This window comes from Paenibacillus amylolyticus (genome assembly GCF_001570725.1).
In the GTDB taxonomy this organism is placed as follows: Bacteria; Bacillota; Bacilli; order Paenibacillales; family Paenibacillaceae; genus Paenibacillus; species Paenibacillus amylolyticus_A.
Genome location: NZ_BCNV01000001.1, coordinates 2,997,469 through 3,018,307, shown reverse-complemented (window position 1 = coordinate 3,018,307; position 20,839 = coordinate 2,997,469). Strand labels below are relative to the sequence as shown.

General features: G+C 47.1%; 22 protein-coding genes. 21 read left to right on the top strand and 1 reads right to left on the bottom strand.

Going from position 1 to position 20,839, the window contains the following annotated elements:
• The first annotated feature begins 134 nt into the window (after positions 1-134).
• From PAHA3_RS13350 to PAHA3_RS13330, 5 genes are all read left to right on the top strand, one after another.
• Positions 135-677 (top strand): ubiquinol-cytochrome c reductase iron-sulfur subunit, encoded by a 543-nt coding sequence (locus tag PAHA3_RS13350; protein ID WP_062835174.1) that lies wholly within the window; start codon positions 135-137, stop codon positions 675-677.
• Between the two features lie 15 nt (positions 678-692).
• Positions 693-1,364, top strand: a complete 672-nt coding sequence (gene qcrB / locus PAHA3_RS13345; protein WP_017687726.1) for a menaquinol-cytochrome c reductase cytochrome b subunit — start codon at positions 693-695, stop codon at positions 1,362-1,364.
• Positions 1,365-1,385: 21 nt separating this feature from the next.
• A complete protein-coding gene (locus tag PAHA3_RS13340) occupies positions 1,386-2,270 on the top strand; it encodes a menaquinol-cytochrome c reductase cytochrome b/c subunit (protein ID WP_062835173.1) in 885 nt (294 codons plus the stop codon).
• Between the two features lie 110 nt (positions 2,271-2,380).
• Complete coding sequence (locus PAHA3_RS13335) at positions 2,381-3,007, top strand: DUF1405 domain-containing protein (protein ID WP_062835172.1); 627 nt, start codon at positions 2,381-2,383, stop codon at positions 3,005-3,007.
• A gap of 66 nt (positions 3,008-3,073) precedes the next feature.
• Positions 3,074-3,943, top strand: a complete 870-nt coding sequence (locus PAHA3_RS13330) for a sporulation protein YpjB (RefSeq protein ID WP_062835171.1) — start codon at positions 3,074-3,076, stop codon at positions 3,941-3,943.
• Between the two features lie 111 nt (positions 3,944-4,054).
• On the opposite strand, the gene PAHA3_RS13325 is transcribed toward PAHA3_RS13330, so the two are convergent.
• Positions 4,055-4,924: a YitT family protein gene (locus PAHA3_RS13325; RefSeq protein ID WP_062835170.1), complete on the bottom strand. Its 870-nt coding sequence runs from the start codon at positions 4,922-4,924 to the stop codon at positions 4,055-4,057.
• A gap of 172 nt (positions 4,925-5,096) precedes the next feature.
• Here PAHA3_RS13325 and PAHA3_RS13320 point away from each other — a divergent pair, with 172 nt between their 5' ends.
• From PAHA3_RS13320 to PAHA3_RS13245, 16 genes are all read left to right on the top strand, one after another.
• The gene (locus PAHA3_RS13320; protein WP_017687732.1) at positions 5,097-5,426 is read left to right on the top strand and encodes a nucleotide pyrophosphohydrolase; all 330 of its coding nucleotides are present in this window, start codon (positions 5,097-5,099) and stop codon (positions 5,424-5,426) included.
• Between the two features lie 50 nt (positions 5,427-5,476).
• Positions 5,477-6,001, top strand: coding sequence for a tetratricopeptide repeat protein (locus PAHA3_RS13315; RefSeq protein ID WP_082762798.1), 525 nt, complete (start codon positions 5,477-5,479; stop codon positions 5,999-6,001).
• Positions 6,002-6,083: 82 nt separating this feature from the next.
• Positions 6,084-6,887, top strand: a complete 804-nt coding sequence (dapB, locus tag PAHA3_RS13310) for a 4-hydroxy-tetrahydrodipicolinate reductase (protein ID WP_062835169.1) — start codon at positions 6,084-6,086, stop codon at positions 6,885-6,887.
• Positions 6,888-6,898: 11 nt separating this feature from the next.
• A complete protein-coding gene (gene mgsA, locus PAHA3_RS13305; RefSeq protein ID WP_017687735.1) occupies positions 6,899-7,339 on the top strand; it encodes a methylglyoxal synthase in 441 nt (146 codons plus the stop codon).
• Positions 7,336-8,034 carry a bacillithiol biosynthesis deacetylase BshB1 gene (bshB1, locus tag PAHA3_RS13300; RefSeq protein WP_062835168.1) on the top strand — a complete coding sequence of 233 codons (699 nt, stop codon included), beginning with the start codon at positions 7,336-7,338 and terminating at the stop codon, positions 8,032-8,034. Before mgsA ends, bshB1 begins: the two co-directional genes overlap by 4 nt.
• 100 nt (positions 8,035-8,134) lie before the next feature.
• On the top strand, positions 8,135-9,295 hold the full coding sequence (gene bshA / locus PAHA3_RS13295; protein ID WP_062836099.1) for an N-acetyl-alpha-D-glucosaminyl L-malate synthase BshA: 1,161 nt from the start codon (positions 8,135-8,137) through the stop codon (positions 9,293-9,295).
• Between the two features lie 63 nt (positions 9,296-9,358).
• On the top strand, positions 9,359-10,657 hold the full coding sequence (locus PAHA3_RS13290; protein ID WP_235599438.1) for a CCA tRNA nucleotidyltransferase: 1,299 nt from the start codon (positions 9,359-9,361) through the stop codon (positions 10,655-10,657).
• Complete coding sequence (locus PAHA3_RS13285) at positions 10,644-11,621, top strand: biotin--[acetyl-CoA-carboxylase] ligase (protein WP_062835167.1); 978 nt, start codon at positions 10,644-10,646, stop codon at positions 11,619-11,621. Before PAHA3_RS13290 ends, PAHA3_RS13285 begins: the two co-directional genes overlap by 14 nt.
• A 345-nt stretch (positions 11,622-11,966) precedes the next feature.
• Positions 11,967-12,845 (top strand): 3-methyl-2-oxobutanoate hydroxymethyltransferase, encoded by an 879-nt coding sequence (panB, locus tag PAHA3_RS13280; RefSeq protein WP_062835166.1) that lies wholly within the window; start codon positions 11,967-11,969, stop codon positions 12,843-12,845.
• Positions 12,842-13,738, top strand: a complete 897-nt coding sequence (gene panC / locus PAHA3_RS13275) for a pantoate--beta-alanine ligase (protein WP_062835165.1) — start codon at positions 12,842-12,844, stop codon at positions 13,736-13,738. Before panB ends, panC begins: the two co-directional genes overlap by 4 nt.
• The gene (gene panD / locus PAHA3_RS13270; RefSeq protein WP_017687742.1) at positions 13,731-14,114 is read left to right on the top strand and encodes an aspartate 1-decarboxylase; all 384 of its coding nucleotides are present in this window, start codon (positions 13,731-13,733) and stop codon (positions 14,112-14,114) included. The genes panC and panD overlap by 8 nt, the downstream gene beginning before the upstream one ends.
• A 117-nt stretch (positions 14,115-14,231) precedes the next feature.
• Complete coding sequence (locus PAHA3_RS13265; RefSeq protein ID WP_313771433.1) at positions 14,232-14,855, top strand: tetratricopeptide repeat protein; 624 nt, start codon at positions 14,232-14,234, stop codon at positions 14,853-14,855.
• A 141-nt stretch (positions 14,856-14,996) separates the two neighbouring features.
• Positions 14,997-17,858 (top strand): ATP-dependent DNA helicase DinG, encoded by a 2,862-nt coding sequence (gene dinG / locus PAHA3_RS13260; RefSeq protein ID WP_062835164.1) that lies wholly within the window; start codon positions 14,997-14,999, stop codon positions 17,856-17,858.
• A 218-nt stretch (positions 17,859-18,076) separates the two neighbouring features.
• Positions 18,077-18,730: a redox-sensing transcriptional repressor Rex gene (locus tag PAHA3_RS13255; RefSeq protein ID WP_062835163.1), complete on the top strand. Its 654-nt coding sequence runs from the start codon at positions 18,077-18,079 to the stop codon at positions 18,728-18,730.
• Positions 18,717-20,021, top strand: coding sequence for an amidohydrolase (locus tag PAHA3_RS13250; RefSeq protein WP_062835162.1), 1,305 nt, complete (start codon positions 18,717-18,719; stop codon positions 20,019-20,021). The genes PAHA3_RS13255 and PAHA3_RS13250 overlap by 14 nt, the downstream gene beginning before the upstream one ends.
• A gap of 39 nt (positions 20,022-20,060) precedes the next feature.
• Positions 20,061-20,591, top strand: a complete 531-nt coding sequence (locus PAHA3_RS13245; RefSeq protein ID WP_062835161.1) for a DUF5590 domain-containing protein — start codon at positions 20,061-20,063, stop codon at positions 20,589-20,591.
• The last annotated feature ends 248 nt before the right edge of the window (positions 20,592-20,839 follow it).

Sequence of the window (20,839 nt, the reverse complement as noted above, 5' to 3'; positions counted from 1 at the left end):
CCTTAAAAATGTGTGACAAATTCTTGACGGTGTTCTAGGGCTACTATATGATTATGTATGTTCTAGTAAGTCGTGGAATTTCTGAAAATGAAAACGTTTGAGAGAGTTGGCTGAAAAAGGGGGTTGGAGACAGTATGAGCAGTGAGCATGACCAGCACGAAGCTTCATTGAAATTGCCAAGCCGCATGGAGATGTCACGCAGGCAGTTTTTGACGTACACGCTTGGTGGAGCTACAGCCTACATGGCCGCCGGTGCAATCCTTCCCATGGTCCGTTTTGCGGTGGACCCGATTCTGCAGCATAAGGGAGAAGGCACCTCTGTCAAAGTAGCTGAAATCAGCAAAATTACGAATGAGCCTCAAGAATTCACCTTTGAACTTCAACAACAGGATGGTTGGTATCTGAGTAATGCATCGTTAGTGGCGTGGATTCGCAAAGACGAGCAGGGTAAAATTTATGCGCTCTCACCTATCTGTAAACATCTAGGATGTACAGTAGGCTGGAATAGTGATAAAAGTTATCCTGACGAGTATCATTGCCCCTGCCATGGCGCGCACTATGACAAGGAAGGGAAGAATCTTGCCGTAGCCCCCAAACCGCTGGATGAGTACGTAGTCAAGGAAGAGCAGGGTTGGGTATATCTGGGCGACATTGTTCCGAACACCCGAGTGAATTAGGAGGCGTGAACGCAGATGTTTAAAAATGTCTATGACTGGATTGACGAGCGTCTTGACATCACGCCAATCTGGCGGGACGTTGCGGATCATGAAGTTCCAGAGCATGTAAATCCGGCTCATCACTTTTCCGCATTCGTGTACTGCTTTGGTGGATTGACGTTCTTTATTACTGTTATTCAGATTCTGTCAGGCATGTTCCTGACCATGTATTACGTACCTGATATTATCAATGCCTACGCAAGTGTGGAGTACCTGCAAACCAAAGTAGCCTTCGGCCAAATTGTTCGCGGCATGCACCACTGGGGAGCCAGTCTGGTTATCGTAATGATGTTCTTACATACGATGCGTGTGTTCTTTACAGGCTCTTACAAAGCACCGCGCGAAATGAACTGGGTTGTCGGCATGCTGATCTTTTTCGTCATGCTGGGCCTGGGGCTGACAGGGTACTTGCTACCATGGGACAACAAAGCCTATTTTGCAACAAAAGTAACATTGGAGATTGCCAATACGGTTCCTTGGCTGGGACCAATCATTAAAGAATTCCTGCAAGGCGGTACGATTGTCGGTGCACAGACACTAACCCGATTCTTTGCCCTGCACGTATTCTTCCTCCCCGCGGTGCTTCTGGTGCTTCTGGTCGGACACTTTATCATGATCCGCAGACAGGGCATTTCGGGACCACTATAAACTGAGAAGGGAGGAATCGCAATGGCTCACGGACATAAGAAGGATGATGAGGAAAAGGTTATCTTTGTCGGTGATTCACGCGTACGTAAAGGGGCGGGATTTATAACCCCGCCTGATTACACGGCGTATCCCGGCAAATCAGAAGCTTTTATTCCCAACTTCCTGCTGAAAGAATGGATGGTTGGTGTCGTTGTATTGGTGGGGATTTTGGTTCTCACGATCTCAGAACCTGCACCTTTGGGATATCCGGCCAATCCAAGCGCATCCGTTATTCCCATGCCGGACTGGTACTTCCTTTTTCTGTATCAGTATTTGAAGTATCCATACGCATCAGGCGATTACGTCCTGCTCGGGGTACTGGGAGTCAGTGGAGTCGCTTTCGGAGCTTTACTGCTTGCACCGTTCCTGGACACAGGCAAGGAGCGACGTTTTTATAAACGTCCCATTGCTTCATCGTTGATGATTTTGTCGGTCATTGCTGTATTTTACCTGACAAATGTAGCGTGGACGCACTACGAACATGAGTTGGAAGCAACAGGTCAGAAACCTGAACACATTCAGCGTGAGGAAGAAGCGCTGGAGAGGCATGAACAGGGGCTACCACCAGTTTCCAATGCACCTGGACAGAAACAGGAAGTCGCCATCGTGGATCAGGATGATCCTGCAATGGAAACGTACAAGAAGGCCGGCTGTATTGGCTGCCATGCGGCTGATATGAAGGGCGCAAGTGGACCTTCACTTCGAGGTGTAGGTGACAAACATAGCCAGGAAGAGATTCTGACTATTATCAAAGAAGGTTACAACGCAATGCAACCTCAGTACAATAATGCCATTGCTCAAGGCGTCACGGATGAAGAAATTAATCATCTGACCGAATGGCTTGCGAAACAGAAAGCAGAACAGTAAAATCGAAATAACCAATGAAACCTGATCGTTTATGCGGTCAGGTTTTTTGAAGTGTTTTTGGGGCAGCACGTTATCGTGTACAACATGTGACAAAGGAAGGGGCAGGGAACGTGGCTTTATCGTTTTTCTGGAGTAGGGAATTTCTGACCAATCGTTATTTTTTGTGGCTTTTGTTTTGGTGTAATGCAGTAGGAACGGTATACGGATACATCTGGTACGGTGAGCAAATGAAAATGACGTTGGCAGAGCAGCCGGTGTGGCAGGTCGTGTTTGTGCCGGATAGTCCAACAGCGAGTTTGTTTTTCACCTTAGCATTGTTATGGATCTTGTACCCACCTCGGTCTATCATCATTAAACGGATCGGACATGTAATTCAGGCGCTTGCCGTGGTCACATCTGTGAAATATGGCGTGTGGGCCGTATCGATTATTTTCGCTGGCTGGATGCAGGGTGGCACACAGCACTGGCAAGACTGGATGTTAATTGCTTCGCATAGTGCGATGGCGATTGAAGCTCTTATTTATGTGAGGTTTTTCGGATTCCGCTGGGCTGCTCTTGCCATTGCAGGTCTCTGGACGCTGTTGAACGATACGATGGATTATACATATGATATTTACCCTTGGTTACCTGCCTCCCTCTACGATCATGTAGATGGTGTGCGTAATTTCACATTCGGACTGACGCTAGTTAGTATTCTGTGTGCATGGCTTGCGCTCAGACAAGCGAAACGAACCTGATATCCGATCTTGAGCTTGTTCTAAGGAACTGTGCCCCGCCATACATTGATGGTGGGAGGGATGTCCATGAAGAGAAGGTTCAGGTTCAAAACTGGCTTATTGGTGGTATCGTTCATGGCTCTGCTGCTTTGGACGAACTTAGCATATCGTGTATCCGCGCAAAGTGAAGGATTGAATTCGAATTCAGATCAGCAAGTGTCCACAAGCAATTCAATTGCACAACTGAATGAAGAAGCAGCCGTGTTATATCGCCAGGCGCTCGAGAATAATATTGAAGAAGTACGAGGAAGCATTCTGCGCATTAGTAAAAGTCTGGAGCATATCTCCTTTGAGGGACAAACGACAGTTGAGGGCATTCACGCATTGTCTGAAACCATAGTTGAAGTGAAACAAGCGGTTGTGAAGGTGAAAAATGACGATGCTTCTCTTCAGCAGTCCTCTGCCAAATTCAGACTTGCAGCAGATAGTCTTGCGAATCCTACCAAGCCTTTATGGCTTCAATATTATAAAATCGTGAAAAACGATCTGGACGCTTTGTCCGATGCTACAAATCAGGGTCAAACTGCGACAATACTCGCAAATCGCTACGCCGTTCTGGAGGAGCACTATGAAACGATTCGTCCTGCGGCAATGATTCGCCGTGAACCGTATGAAATTGCTCAGATGGACGCCTGGTTATCTCATACCAAGGGGCTTACCAATGCAAAGCAGCCAGACCTGGCTCAGTTAAAAAGTATGGTGGGCCATGGTGAGGAACTGGTGAACCAGTTATTTGGTCGGGAGAAGGATGAGAGTGCGTTTGCACCATTTGTACAGGGTCCGGATCGCAGGGCAGCTGGTTTACTCATCAGTTCGGTCATTGTGGCGACGCTAAGTTACGCCGGATACCGTAAGTATCGTGCGCAGCAGCAAGGGATTTTTCCTTTTCGGCGCTAATCGCTGATTGACCTAATCGTCGTATATTAAAAAACCTCTTTCCACATAAACAGCCACGCTAACGGCTCTTCATGTGAAAAGAGGTTTTTTTGTAGCTTCTGTATAGTTACATCAACTTTCTTTGAAACCTTCTCCATGTACATCATGAACATCGCTGATGATGACAAAAGCTCTGGGATCAATGGAACGTACAATCGTCTGCAATCGCCTGAACTCTTGCCTGGAAATAACACAGTAGGCCATGTGCTTGGCTTGTTTGGAGTACGCGCCAATGGCCGGAATGAGGGTGACACCACGATCCATGTCCCGTGTGATCTGATCGGCAATCTCAGGTGCGTGGTCACTGATGATCATAAATGCCCGGGCAGAATATGCACCTTCTTGAATAAAGTCGATAACTTTGGAAGCGATAAATACAGCTACGAGCGTATACAGAATTTTTTCTTTGGGGATGTAGATGAGAGAGAGCCCGATAATGACGAAGTCAATGCCCAGCAATACCCGTCCCATACTCCATCCATACTTGCGGTTAAGAATGCGAGCAATGATGTCTGACCCGCCCGTTGTACCGCCCCAACGGAATACGATGCCAAGACCGGCTCCAAGCGTAACACCTGCATACAGGGCTGCGAGCAGGAGGTCATTTTCAGTATGGAGTGGTTCAATCCAGCCCAGATGAATCAACTTTTCGAATAACCATAGGAAAATGGTCAATGCCCCAATTCCGATACCCGTATAGATCATCTGTCTGCCGCCCAAAATTTTGAGCCCGATCAGAAAAAGAGGAACGTTAAGAATCAGAGTCGTAAGTGAAGGTGAGATGCCGAATGCGTAATTGATCAGCACCGTAACCCCTGTGAGGCCACCTTCCATAAGCTGATTGGGGATAATGAAATAGAGAAGCCCAAAGGCATATAAGGCTGTGCCCAGAAGGATGGGCAGAACCAGTTTGACTTGAACCCAGGTTTTGGCAGTGCTCATAAGATCCCTCACTGTAGATAAATTAGAATGAAGAAGCAATCATTCCCATCTAGTATACCTGTTTATTGATTCTTTAAAAATGATTTGTCGCTGATGATGGTGGAAGTGAATCTAAATAACTGATATTATTAGGAGCAAATACGACATCATTTCAAAAGGAGAATCCGTTCTCATGGAGAAAAGCATCGCAGAAATGCAGCGTGAGGTTGATCAGTATATCTCCCAGTTCAAGGAGGGGTATTTCAGTCCTCTGGCCATGTTGGCCCGGATGTCTGAAGAGGTTGGGGAGCTTGCCAGGGAAGTGAATCACGAGTTCGGTGAAAAGCCGAAGAAGTCTTCCGAAGCCGCCAATTCCATTGAGCTTGAGCTTGGAGATATTTTATTTATCACGATTTGTTTTGCAAACTCGCTGGGTATTGATCTGGCTGAGGCGCACGATAAAGTCATGCATAAATTTAACACCCGCGATGCCAATCGGTGGACTCCCAAAAACACCGATTAGGCGTAGATTACATATGCTGTACCATCACCCGATCGGGGAGGGTCAGCTTGATGATGAAACCGGAAGAATATATGCAGCAGGCTTATCGCTGTATATTGCAAAATGATTTTGAGCAGGCCATTCGTTGGTTCGAAGCAGCCATTCATGCTCATCCGCAACATGCGGAATTATATTATCGCTGTTCCATTACGCATGCCCGTAGCAAACACCTGGTGCCGGCGCTTGAATATGCGCGTAAGGCGGTTGAATTGTCGGCAGGAACAGAAGAATATATTTTGCACCTGAAGACATTGGAAGCGAAACACCTGACTTCCAGAGCCAAGGTGCTGTTGGAACAGGCGGGTATTGCAACACAGGAGCGTTATGTGGAAGCGTCAACGCTCTTGAAAGAAGCGGTCAGACTCGATCCTCTTTCCGTAGAAGCTCATGTCATGCTTGCACTCGCTTACAGTGACTTGAATGAATTTGATTGTGCAATACAGGCGTTACGTGAAGCCATTTTGTTGGACCCGCAGAACGGGCAACTGCATCAGATGTTACAGGAAATCAAGCAACGTATGAAATCCATACAGTAAGAATTCATTTCACAACGATATCCAAGTTAAGTTGAAATGGATTCGACGATATGATCTAACATAGCGAGGAGATGCAGTTAAGATGAGTGAAGTAATTAGAGTTGCCGTGATCGGAGCGGCTGGTCGAATGGGCCGTGAAGTCGTGAAATTGGTACTTCAGGACCCGGAACTGGAGCTAGCAGCTGCAGTTAACCGCTCCGGAGCGGGCACGGATGCTGGAACACTTGTTGGTTTGCCAGAGTGTGGAGTACTGGTGACTGATGATATTGAAATGGCTTTTGCCGAAACAAAACCGCAGGTTATGGTTGATTTTACAGTGCCACAATTTGCGTTTGCACATACTGAGATCGCGATCCGTCATGGAGTCAGACCTGTCATGGGTGTTACCGGCTTCACGCCGGAGCAGATCGAACAGTTGGACAAGCAGTGCAAGGACAAAGGAATCGGTGGGCTTATTGCCCCTAACTTCTCGATCGGTGCCATTTTGATGATGCGATTCGCAGCACAGGCTGCCAAGCATATGCCAAATGTGGAGATCATCGAATATCACGGAGATCAGAAGCTGGACGCTCCTTCAGGAACAGCGATCAAAACAGCCGAACTGATTGCTGCCAATCGGGAGGAACTTCGTCAGGGTAATCCGAATGAGGAAGAAACGATTGAAGGATCACGCGGCGGTTATTACAACGGATTCCGAATTCACAGTGTACGGTTGCCTGGTGTATTCGCGCAGCAGGAAGTTGTTTTCGGAGACTATGGACAGTCGCTCAAAATTCGGCATGACTCCTACGAACGTGCAGGTTATATGCCTGGTGTTAAAATTGGTGTACAAAAAGTTATGGAATATACAGGACTCATCTACGGATTTGATCACTTTATCGACTAAAGGAGATTGTCATGTTGAAAATAGCATTTATCGCCCATGATCGCAAAAAAGAAGAGATGGTTAACTTTGTGACGGCATATGAGCCTGTATTTACGGACCATCAATTGTATTCTACAGGAACAACAGGCCTTCGTATTATGGAAGGAACGTCTCTGAAGATTCATCGATTCGAATCAGGCCCATTGGGCGGAGATCAACAGATTGGAGCTTTGGTTGCGCAAAATGAAATGGATCTGATTATTTTTCTGCGCGATCCACTGATGGCACAACCTCACGAGCCGGATATTAATGCGCTGCTACGTCTTTGTGATGTGCAAGGAATTCCACTTGCCACCAATATCGCAACCGCTGAGATTCTGGTTAAGGCTCTGGATCGTGGCGATTTTGCCTGGAGAGAGCTGGTACATAAATACAAGCCGGAGGCTGGACTGAATTCGGGTGATTCCGAATGAGTCTGGATATTCTCATCTTTGGAGCACATGCGGACGATGCCGAGATTGGTATGGCTGGAACAATTGCCAAACATACCGCAGCCGGCTTAAAAGTAGGCGTGTGTGATCTGACTCGTGCTGAGATGTCTTCCAACGGAACAGTAGAGCGCAGAACCGAGGAAGCGGAGCAAGCCTCCCGCGTCCTCGGTCTTTCGTGTCGAACGAATCTGGATCTTCCTGATCGCGGGTTGTACCTTACTCCTGAACATGTACAGGCGGTAACGGCTGAAATACGGCGTCATGCTCCTCGGATGGTGTTTGCACCCTATTGGGAAGATCGTCATCCGGATCATGTCAATTGCAGTAAGCTTGTGCAGGAAGCTGTATTTAATGCCAAGCTTCGGAACTACATGCCGGACATGCCTGCCGTGCAAGTGAAGGAACTTTATTTTTACTTTATTAATGACATTGGACCTACGGATTTGATTGTGGATATTTCGGAACACTATGAGCAAAAGGAAACTTCATTACGCTGTTATCGTTCCCAATTCGAACTCGGGGAGGGCGTAGTCTCGACTCCATTGAATCAAGGGTATATTGAACGTGTAAGAGCCCGTGATTCCTTGCTCGGACAACGCAGTCTCATCCCGTTTGCAGAAGGTTTTGCTACAATTACACCATACGTTGTTCATCAATTTGGTGCAGCTGCCCAATAAACGATTTCACATTTTACGTGTTAATGAGACGAATCGTTTCATTATTCCGTTGCATTACATCAACCTGCATGAAGCGGGAGATCAAAGGAGCGTCCACCGGATGGATCAAAAGCTAAAAATCGGCATCACCTGTTATCCGTCCCTCGGAGGGTCTGGCGTTGTCGCAACGGAGTTGGGCAAATTGCTTGCCGAACAGGGGCATCAGGTTCATTTTATTGCCAACAGTATCCCTTTCAGACTGGGTACGTTCCAGAAGAATATTTTTTATCACGAAGTTGAAGTAAATGATTATTATGTTTTCCGTTACCCACCGTATGACCTGTCACTGGCAACGAAGATGGCCCAGGTGGCTAAGTCACAGCAGCTGGATCTGCTGCATGTTCACTATGCCGTGCCGCACGCAGTATGTGCCTTTCTCGCGAAACAGATGGTAGGGGACGGCCTGAAAGTGGTCACCACGTTACATGGAACGGATATTACGGTTCTAGCTCAGGATGAGTCTTTGAAAGATTTAATCCGTCTTGCCATCAATGAAAGTGACGCAGTCACTGCCGTATCACAAGATTTGATTCGAGAAACGGTTGAACTGCTGGATATTCAGCGTCCAATTGATTTAACCTATAATTTTATTGATAAACGAATATATTATCCGCGGGATGCTGCCAGTCTGCGAAGAGACTTCGCTGCGCCTGACGAAAAAATATTAATGCACATTTCCAACTTCCGACCGGTGAAGAGAACTCAGGATGTAGTAGAGGTCTTCCGTCAGGTACAGGAGCAGGTGCCAGCGAAGCTGCTATTTGTTGGTGAAGGACCTGATTTGCCGAAGATACAATGGAAAATTAATGATCTCGGCTTAAATGATAAGGTTCATTTCCTTGGCAAACAGGATGACATTGCTCAAGTGATCTCCATGGCTGACGTGTTGATGCTTCCATCGGAGAAGGAAAGTTTCGGTTTAGTAGCGCTCGAAGCAATGGCTTGCGGTGTACCCACGATCGGTTCACAAGCCGGAGGAATTCCGGAACTGGTCTTGCATGGTAAGACAGGTTTCTTATCCGCAATCGGGGATACACAATCCATGGCCGAGAACACGATCCGTTTGTTGACGGACGATCGTTTGGCTGCGGAGTTCAGGGAAGCGTGTCTCCAGCGCGCGCATCATGATTTTTGCAATGATGCCATTCGGCATGAATATGAGCAGATTTATTATCGGGTGCTGGGTAGGGAAGTTCCGAATCTGAATCCGGTTTGCGGTTAACCGTTTTGCTAGGCGAAATCATACTGTGCGTACCACAACAGGCAAGAGAAGAGGTGATATGTGGTGGTTCAATGGACACAGGTAGATCGTGAAATGGCAATTCAAAGTGAGAATGTACTCACAACCTTAAACGAACATGGCTACAAGGCATATTGGGTAGGCGGTTGTGTGCGTGACGAATTGCTCGGACGAGTTGTAGACGATATGGATATTACGACATCCGCTTCTCCTCAACAAGTCATGGAACTGTTCAACGATTGCATTCCTACAGGTCTGCAACACGGGACGGTTACCGTGCGTTCAGGCGGCTATTACTTTGAAGTGACCACGTTCCGAACAGAATCCGAATATCAGGATAACCGCAGACCTGCTGCAGTTCAATTTGTCCAGGATATTAAGGAAGACTTACAGCGGCGTGACTTCACGATGAACGCTCTTGCCATGGACGTCACTGGGACAATCGTTGATCCGTTCGGTGGACAGACAGATATTAAGGAAGAGCGCGTCAGATGTGTGGGCTCTGCGGTGGAACGATTTGGTGAAGATGCATTGCGGATGCTTCGTTGTGTTCGCTTTGCTTCGGTATTTGATTTCAAAATCGCTCATAATACGTGGAAGGGTCTTGTAAGACAGAGAGACCTGCTTCAACATATAGCGATGGAACGAGTACGGACCGAGATGGTAAAAATGATGTCGGGACCGCATCCCTTAAGAGGGTTGGAGCTGTTATACAGAAGTAACGCGCTTGCGCACGTCAAAGCCCCGGTTAGCTCGGGCCGATTCAACAAGACGTTGTTATCCAATCTGGAACAATTGTCAGACGAGCATGTATTGCTTCGTTGGTCACTCCTCCTGATCGCTGGCGGGTATAGCAAGGATGAAGCGGACGTTCTATTACGTCAGTGGACATTCTCCAATGAACATCGTTCCCGCATAACAGGGGTGCTTCAGGTGGAGCAGTTGATTCATACTTCCGTTCAGGAGCAGAAAGATACGCTAAGCCTGCGTTCAGATTGGATCGTTACTGTTCTGGCTTGTGGCGTTCAGGCTGCGGATGATTGGCTGCGGATACAATCGCTGCTGCCAGCAGGATGGCGGAATCAGCCTGACCATGCAGAATTACAGGTCGTTTTGGTTCAAGACCTTGCTGTCGAATGGAGTCAATCGATCCCTGTGCATGACTTGAAAGAACTGAATATCACAGGGGAACAAGTGTTGATAATGGTGCAGCGTAAAGGCGGACCATGGTTGGGGCAACTCATGAAACATTTGTTAAGAGAAGCGGCGATTGGAACGATAGCAAATCAGCATGAAGCGCTAAGTGCAGAAGTGAAGCGGGTGGTTGCAGATGACCAAGCATGAGGATCTGTTACATATGTTATTGAATGCAGAAGGACAATTCGTATCGGGTGAAGAGATCAGCCGTAATCTGTCCATTAGTCGAACCGCTGTGTGGAAACATGTGAACAAGTTGCGTGACATGGGTTATGAGTTTGAAGCCGTCTCTCGCAAAGGGTATCGTCTTGTAACGAAGCCGGACAGCATTGACGCTACAGCCCTTCAATTGGCGTTGGACACAACCGTATTTGGCCGTAAGGCTGTTCTGTTGACCTCGACCTTGTCTACCCAAGGGGATGTTCTGAAGTTAGCTGAGCAGGGGCAGGCCGAAGGCGCCGTGGTCATTGCGGAAGAACAAACCGGAGGAAGAGGACGTTTCGGTCGAAAGTGGTTCTCTCCCCCTGGTAAAGGAATCTGGATGAGTGTCCTTTTGCGTCCTGATGTACCACTTCAGCATACGCCGCAGCTAACCTTATTAACTGGGGTGGCTGTATGTCGAGCCGTTCGAGCTTGTACAGGAGCTGATGCAGGCATCAAATGGCCCAATGATCTGTTAATCGATGGACGCAAGGTGTGTGGCATATTGCTTGAATCCACAGTAGAAGATCATGAAGTTAGATTCTGCATTGCGGGTATAGGTGTGGACGTGAACTTTGACCCCGAGGATTATCCCGAAGATCTGACTACAATCGCAACCTCGCTCAAGATGGAGACGGGGCAACCCGTTGATCGTACCAAGCTCACGGCTGCCATTTTAACCGAGCTGGAACAGTTGTATTTTTTGTATCAAAAAGAAGGATTCGGCGTCATCTCAGCCCTTTGGGAGGCCTTGTCCGTATCGATGAATCGAGAGATTACAGTGACGAATCCTCATGGTGTCATTGAAGGCAAGGCAATCGGTCTTGACCCTTCCGGAGCACTTGTCGTGGAAAAGCACGATGGAGAACATACACTAGTCATCTCTGGTGAGATTTCCTGGAAATCGTAAACAATTTGTCGAATTTTCACTGGTAAAATGAACATAAGACGTGAAGTTTGAGCAGAACTTTGGTATACTGTGTTCGTGAGGCGATATCGGCTAATGCAGACCGAATTGCACTCCCGTAACAGTAGCCTTTGTTCTGCTTTGATTTGTTTCGTATAAGCAGACCGCAGTGCAAGAATGAAATACGTTTAAGTGAGTTGTTGGATTCTGCTCTGAGCCGAAGAGGACCGAGACAGAAGGGACGATCGCAAGTGACTCTTTTTTGACTTTTCGGGACTTTTTAGTGGAAAACTAAAAGGTTTTTTTGTTGCGTTTTATTTGAAAAGAAGAAAGGAGCCATGACAGAAAATGGCGAACAAACAAGCGATGAATATTGTGAAAATGAAAAAATACAAGCAGGATGGCGTGCCACTCAGTATGATTACGGCTTACGATTATCCAACAGCTCTCCTTGCGGAGGAAGCAGGTATCGATCTGATCCTGGTTGGTGATTCACTTGGCAATGTTGTGCTCGGTTATAACTCAACTCTTCCTGTGACCATCGACGACATGGTGTACCACACACGTTCCGTAGTACGTGGGGCTGAGAAGACATTTATTGTGGCTGACATGCCTTTTATGACTTATCATGGCAGCGTGGATGAGACACTTAAGGGTGTACGTCGACTGATGCAAGAGGGGCATGCCCATGCGGTTAAAATGGAAGGCGGAGTCGAAATAGCGGACACCGTTAGAGCAGTCGTGCAAGCAGGCGTGCCTGTTCTTGGACATATCGGACTGACACCTCAATCCGTTAATCAGATTGGTGGTTACCGTATTCAGGGCAAGGATGCAGCGGATGCGAAACGTCTGATGGACGAAGCCAAAGCTTTGGAAGCTGCTGGCGCGTTCGGCATAGTGCTTGAACTGGTTACGGAAGAAGTCGCTCGGGCGATCTCGGAGGAACTCTCCATCCCTACCATCGGGATTGGAGCAGGACGAGGCTGTGATGGTCAGGTGCTAGTGTTCCACGATGTGGTTCAGTATGCTTCTCCGTATACGCCTAAACGTTTTGTCAAAACCTATGGAGATGTGGGGGCATTAATCAGAACGAGCATTGAAGCCTACGTGAAGGAAGTTAAAGATCGTTCTTTCCCGGCCCAAGAGCACGTGTTTAATGCTACGGATGCTGGCGTTCTGGATCAACTGTATGGACAACGTAAGGAAAAGGTGGGAAGTAACTCATGAAAGTATTACGGACAATCGCAGAGTTAAGACAGGAGCTAAGCTTGATGCGTCAAGCGATTCGGTCCAATGCGTCCTTTGTAGGTCTGGTACCGACAATGGGTTATCTTCATGAAGGTCATGCAAGCTTGATGCAAGCAGCCCAACAACAGAGCGATATCGTGGTATTAAGCATATTCGTTAATCCGATTCAATTTGGACCCAATGAAGATTTTGACAGCTATCCGCGGGATGAAGCCAGAGATGTGGAAACAGCACGCTCACAAGGAGTGGATATCGTATTTATTCCCTCTGTTGAAGAGATGTATCCACAGGCAACGCAAACGACCGTATCGGTCTCAAAACTGACGGAGCGCTTATGTGGCGCTTCCCGTCCTGGGCATTTTGACGGGGTAACGACCGTAGTCTCCAAACTGTTTAACATCGTACAGCCGCAGCGTGCATTTTTCGGAATGAAAGACGCTCAGCAGGTTGCGGTCATTCAACAGATGGTGAATGATTTGAATATGCCTGTAGAGATTGTACCTTGTCCGATTGTTCGCGAAGAGGATGGGCTTGCCCTCAGTTCACGTAATGTCTATCTTAGCGCAGAACAGCGTACACAGGCATTGGTTCTGTCGAAGGCACTGCGTGCAGCTCAGGAAGCCGCAGATACAGGTGTAGCTACAAACGCTGCAGATATCCGTCGTATTCTGCGCGAGCAGATTGCAAGCTCACCGCTTGCCGTTATCGACTACGCCGAGATTCAGGCTTTTCCAAGTCTGGAGCCGCTCGCAGATCAGGAAGAAGTTCAAGGACGTGATGATCTGCTCATTGCACTTGCGGTGAAATTCGGAAAAACAAGATTGATTGACAATATAAGGTTGCAAAAATCGGAGGTACTATCCCATGTTTAGAACACTGATGAAATCTAAAATCCACCGGGCTACGGTAACGGAAGCCAACTTGAACTATGTGGGTAGCATTACCATAGATGAAGACTTGATGGAAACATCCGATTTGATGGAAAACGAGAAAGTGCAAATTGTGAACAACAACAATGGTGCACGTCTGGAAACTTATGTGATTCCAGGACCGCGCGGAAGCGGAGTTATATGTCTTAACGGCGCAGCTGCACGTCTGGTCCAGCCTGGAGATAACGTCATTATCATTTCTTACGCCATGATGTCGCAAGAAGAGGCAAATACTCACAAACCAACCGTTGTATTTGTAGATGGACAGAATAAACCTGTACAAACGATGAAACAGGAAGTCCACGCAACAATTATGTAATCGACTGGTAAGGAGAATGAAATCGGCCCTTGAAGCAAAAAATGAGTACAGGTCACTGCACTAATCCATTTTTTCAAGGGTGGGGATGCATCGATGTTCCAGCATGTTTTCGCAGAAATGAACGACATGTTAGATGAAATTATCAAGAGCTATCCTTCCGCTGAAGGCCTGAACAAACAAGAATTGCTGCAAAAGTGGAACTTGCTTAAGCGGATGAGTGACGGAATGCTGGATGAATGGCTGATGTTTGAAGAAAAGATGAGCCAGGTGAGGGAGCGGGAGATGGATAAGCCTGCTTCCCTTGAACCGGAACAGGAAGCTGTTACCGCTCTGCCTGAACTCCATCTGGAATGTTTCAGTCGAGGTCAGGGTTATTTCAAATTACAGATGTATCCGCAGGCGATTATGCAGTTCTCCCGGGTTGTGACCGACCATCCGGAGAGTGCATTAACTCGTTTTTACCTGGCGCTCGCGTATCTGAATCTGGAACAAATGGCGGAAGCCGGGACACATTTGCAGCAGATCATGTACCTTAAGGGTTCACCTCGCTTGAAAGGGCTTGTATGTAACGCCTTGGGCTGTATTCAAGCCAAGCTTGCCAATCCCGAAGCTGCATGTTCACTCTTTGCACAGGCCCTTCAGTATGACCCGACATTGACCGAGCCACTGTACAACATGGAAGCTTGCAGGTTGAACAGGGGAAAATTGCAATATGCTAATCAGCTGACGACCCTTCATTAAGCGGGAATTCGGCGACAAAAAACGGTGTTCCCTCCTTTAGCATAGCGGCGGGGACACCGCTTTTTTGTCAGTTAATTTTCAAATCCCCTTTTTTTTGCTATGCTGTAACATAGACTGGAATGGAAGGGACCGTACATTGCAATGAAATTTGCCGTATTGGATTTCGAAACAACCGGCACGCAGTCCGACGGTGAGATTATACAGGCCGGACTTGCCATCATAGATCATGACTACAGCATAACTCAAATATATAGTTCTTATGTGAACCCTGGTGTACCGATTCCCCCGTTTATTTCGGGGTTGACGGGTATTACCGATGAAGATGTGGCGGACGCTCCTTCACTCGAAGAGATGATGATGGAGATGGTTCCGCTGCTTAATGATGTGGTGCTTGTTGGACACAACGTTGCTTTTGATTTTCACTTTTTGCAGAATGCTCTTGACCGTTGCGGTTATTTGCCGTTCACTGGACGCATTCTGGACACGATTGATTTTCTGAAGATTACATTCCCATCACTGGGTTCTTATCAACTCGGTTATGTGTCTTCCGAATTTGGATTTCAACATGATCGCCCTCACCAGGCAGACAGTGATGCACTGGCGACAGCCTATGTGCTGCTCAAGTGTCTGGATGAGTTAAAGGAATTACCGCTCATAACGATTCAGCGCCTCAGTGACCTGTTTGCACCAGAAGACAGTGACTTGGGTTGGTTCTTGGACGGAATGCGCAGTGAGAAGGAAGCAGAGCCGATTCAGGATCTGGACGGACATACCTATTATCGTCAGCTTGCTCTTAATGTAAGTGATTGGACCGATATTGGTGCACCACGCGATGAGCGGGAGGCTAACCCCCTCGATGGTGTAAGCTTCGAACAGTTTATGGACCAGGTTCGGGAGAACCTGAAGGATACGCTGGATCATTACGAAGAGCGTGAAGCGCAGACTCAGATGTTCAGCAGTGTAAGGCAAGCCTTGGATGAAGAGAAACATCTCTTGATCGAAGCTGGAACGGGTACCGGTAAATCTCTAGGGTATCTGTTGCCTGCTATTTACGAAAGTGTGAAGCAAGAACAGAAAGTTATGGTTAGTACGCATACGATCAATCTGCAGGAGCAATTGAGAGAGCGAGACATTCCGATGCTGACCCAAGTGGTTCCGTTCCCGTTTAAGGCGGCTGTATTCAAAGGACGTGGACATTACCTGTGCCTGCGCAAATTTGAACACAAAATCAATAAACGTGAATTCGCCACACCTAAAGAGGATTATTTCACAGCCGCTCAGATGATCGTTTGGCTTACGCAGACCGAAACCGGAGATGATGAGGAGCTTAACCTTAGCGGACGCGGAGGGGACTTCTGGGAGACGGTACAGAGCGAATCCGAGTCCTGTCTGGGAAGATCCTGTCCATGGTTCCGCAAATGTTTCTATCATCGCGCCAAACATGAGGCCGGGTTGTCTGATATCGTTATTACCAATCACTCCAAATTATTTACGGATGTCAAAGCAGCACATCAGCTGCTGCCAGCTTATGAGAGTCTTGTGATCGATGAGGCCCATCATCTGGAGGATGTAGCTGGTAAACATCTTGGAATGCATATGAAATATTTCACGTTGGTTCATACACTGACCCGTCTGTTTAAAGACAGTCGTAATGGTCAGCTGCCTATGCTTCGTTCGCAGTTATCCGGACATGAAAATTCGGTGCAATGGGGCTCCATGGTGGATCAGATGTTTCCGCTCGCTCTTGAGGTCAAAGAGTTATGGGATCGTATGAGCGATGCTCTGTTCGGGCTGTTGCCTGAACGAAGTGATGCTTCACCGGGAGAGACAGGACAATTTTCCCTGCGTCTGAAGGCATCTCAGAAACCTGCGAAATGGCAAGAGTTGCAGGATCTGGAGAACCAGATCTATGTGACACTGGGCGATTTGGTTCGCAAAGGGGACAAATTGCTGCTTGAGGTGAAGGAAGATCAGGATGATTATCAATCGGATAGCCTGATCACGGACATCACAGGATTGCTGAAAGATCTGACTACGTTGAAGGAGAATCTACGGTTCTTCATGCGTATGGATGATGCCAAAACGGTGTACTGGATGGAAGCCAGCGGACAGTTCCGCAGCAAATCGCTTCAGCTGTATGCTGTACCTGTAGATGTCAGTGCACAACTTAAGGATTTGTTTTTTGACAAAAAGAAAAGCGTTGTGCTTACATCGGCTACGCTCTCTGTCGATAAGTCATTCCAGTTCATGATTGAGCAGCTTGGCTTGCAGGAAGCCGCCGATAATAATCGGCTGTTAACGTCGATGCTGCCATCACCTTTCAACTATCGTGATCAGGCACTTCTGGTAATTCCGCGTGATTTCCCGAGTGTGAAGGGCAGTGTGGGTGATGCGCACTTTGTAAATATGCTGGTGCAATCCCTCGCAGAGACTGCAATTGCTACACGTGGACGCATGATGGTTCTGTTTACTTCATACAAGATGTTGCGACAGGTCTATGATCCGCTCAAGGAGGCGTTGTCTGGTAACGACATCTCGTTGCTGGGGCAAGGCGTGGACAGTGGAAGCCGCTCCAAGCTGACTCGCAGGTTCCAGGATGCCAAAGCTACGGTACTTCTGGGCACAAGCAGCTTCTGGGAGGGTGTAGATATCCCGGGTGATGCGCTAACCTGTCTCGCTATTGTAAGATTGCCGTTCCAGCCACCGAATCATCCGCTGGTGGAAGCCAAGAGTGAGTTGCTCCAGGAGCAAAAGAAAAATCCGTTCATGAAACTGTCCGTGCCGCAAGCGGTCATTCGTTTCAAGCAGGGATTTGGCCGATTGGTGCGTACCGGGAAGGACAGAGGAATTGTGATTGTCTATGATACACGCGTAATTGAAGCGTACTATGGTAAATTCTTTTTATATTCATTACCTGGTCCCAAAATGGAGCACATGCTCACAGAGCAAATGGTTCCACGAATTACCGAATGGTTGGAAAAACCTGCTAAAGAACAAGAATAATGGTTGTTTTGTTCGTAATATCATTGCATGACGCTGCAGTTTGGCGTTAAACTTTATGAGATCTTTCCGTTTGCGAATAAAGCAGTTGCACGTAAGAACTTATAACCTAAATTACAAGGAGCATTCTGTATAAAAAGTCACTTCTATCTTTGAATTTATACAGAATGCTCATCTTTTCATCTATTATTTTATCGTGGGCTTGGTAAGGGGGAGCAAGAATGAAATCAGATAAAATTTCGGAAGCGGTGGTACGACGTCTGCCTGTATACTTGCGCTATTTGAGCGAGTTGCATCAGCGTGAGGTAGCTACGGTGTCTTCTCAAGAGCTTGGACAGAGGCTGGATCTGAATCCGGCCCAAATTCGTAAAGACCTGGCTTACTTCGGTGATTTTGGTCGAAAAGGGATCGGCTATGATGTTTCCTACTTGATTGAGAAAATTCGTCACATCCTCAAAATCGATCAGCAAATTAATGTGGCTCTGGTGGGAGCGGGTAATCTCGGACAGGCCTTATCCAACTACAACGCTTATCTGAAAGACAACATGAAGATTGTGGCTGTATTCGATGCATACGGACCGAAGATTGGTAGTCAAATCAACAGTTTGACGGTAAAACCAATGAATGAATTGACGGAAGCGGTGAAAACGGATAACATTCGCATCGGAATTATCACGGTTCCGGATACGGAAGCCCAAAATGTAGCCGATCAGCTTATTGAATCGGGAATTGAAGCGATCCTGAATTTTGCACCAACAATTCTAAAAACACCGCCGCATATCCGCATTCATCATGCAGACTTTACGACGGATCTGCTTAGTTTGGCCTATTACTTGGAGACTGGAAAGGACGACGAGGAAGATGACAACAAATAGATGGGTAATTCACAACGGCAAATTTGCCGTTAATGAAGGCGCAACATGGAATGTGATTCAAGGTTACATGGTTGTTGAGAATGACAAGATTGTGCATATTGGTGAGACATTGCCGGATGGAGACGAAAACTGTACCAAAGTGGATGGAAAAGGACTGTTCTTCCTGCCGGGTCTGATCAATACGCATGGTCATGCAGCAATGTCGCTGCTCAGAGGTCATGGAGACGATCTTGCGTTACAAGTATGGTTGCAGGAAAAAATGTGGCCAATGGAAGCGAAAATGACTTCAGAAGATGTATACTGGGGAACTTCACTGTCGGTGCTTGAAATGTTGAAAGGCGGAACTACAGCTTTTCTGGACATGTATGACCATATGGATCAGGTTGCCAAAGTTGTGGAACAATCCGGTGTGAGAGCAGCACTGGCACGCGGTGTAATTGGTCTGTGTTCGGAAGAAGAACAATTGCGGAAACTGGAGGAGTCGGCTGCGTTTGCGCGTGAGTGGAATGGACAGGCCGATGGTCGCATTACAACCGTAATCTCGCCACACGCCCCATATACATGCCCTCCAGACTACATAGAGAAGCTTGTACAGGTCGCGAACGATCTAAACCTTCCCCTTCATACACATATGTCGGAAACGCTTCGTGAAGTCGAGCAGAACGTGGCTGATTATGGATTGCGTCCTGTGGCACATCTGGAGAAACTGGGCTTTTTCTCCCGTCCATCCCTGGTTGCACATGCGGTGCATCTGAATGACGAAGAGATTGAAATTCTGGCCCGTCACGATGTAGCTGTGTCCCATAACCCGGGTAGTAACCTGAAACTGGCTTCCGGTGTTGCTCGTGTACCTGCTTTGCTGAAAGCAGGAGTTACCGTGTCACTCGGAACAGACGGACCGGCAAGCAACAACAACCTGGATATGTTCGAGGAAATGAGACTGGCTGCATTGATTCACAAAGGCGTGTCCGGTGACCCGACTGCAGTACCAGCAGGCGAAGCGTTATTACTTGGAACATCATATGGCGCCAAATCCATTTTCTTGAACAATACCGGAGCGCTCAAGGTAGGCATGAAGGCTGATTTTATCGCTCTGGACATTGAACAGGCACATTTCTATCCACATACAGACCTGATCTCGCATACGATCTACTCGGCTTCTGCCAAAGATGTGGAGCACGTATGGGTAGACGGAAAACAAGTGGTTAAACATGGCGAATGTCTGACGATGGATGAAGAGCGCATTTTGCGTGAGTCTCAATTGGCATTTGATGGTCTGCTTGCTCGTTAATTGCAGGACAGCGCATCATAGGGAAAGGAAGTTCGGCTTTTGAAGAAAAAAAAGAAGTGGATATGGATTTCGCTGCTTGCACTGGCTCTGATTCTGTTTGGACTTCAGCGTTATTACGTCTATGTCACGCAGGACCAGCGCAAGGAAGAAGCGCTCGCCATACAGGCAGCTCAGGAGCAGCTTGGCATTACATCCTATGATGAATTGCGAAAGTACATCTGGGGAGATAAAGAAGGCTCTGACAACATCTACTGGACCCTGATCGGCAAAAACAAGGATAACCAGGATGTGATGGTCTGGGTTAAATTCGACGCAAACAATCAACCTGCTACAGGGGCAAACGCTATACACAGCGAGCTGCTGCAGAACGGCATGTCCGAAACGCAAATACGCAATCGCTTCAGTTCTGAAGTTCCTGCCGGTGAGATTAAGCGAATCATGCCCGGAGTTGTGAATGGGATATATGTGTGGCAAGTATATTATAAGGACGGCACGCATAACCACTATCGCTTTTATCGATTTAGCAATGGAGAACAGGTGGACCTGGTCTATACTCTTCCGAATAGCTAGAACACACAGAGTGATTAGCTAATGAATCAATGATTAGAAAGAACCGGCAGACGGATATCCGACTGAACCGGTTCTTTGTGTTGTCTGTAAACATATTTGATTTAAATAAATCAATTTCATAATACCTTTAGCTGCTTCAATCAAGGGTAGATATAGATCAAAACGATTCAATTTGTCTATATCTAGTTTCAAAAATCTATTTCTACTGAGTTATGAAAAAGATTTAAATAGTTAAAATTAATAATTTA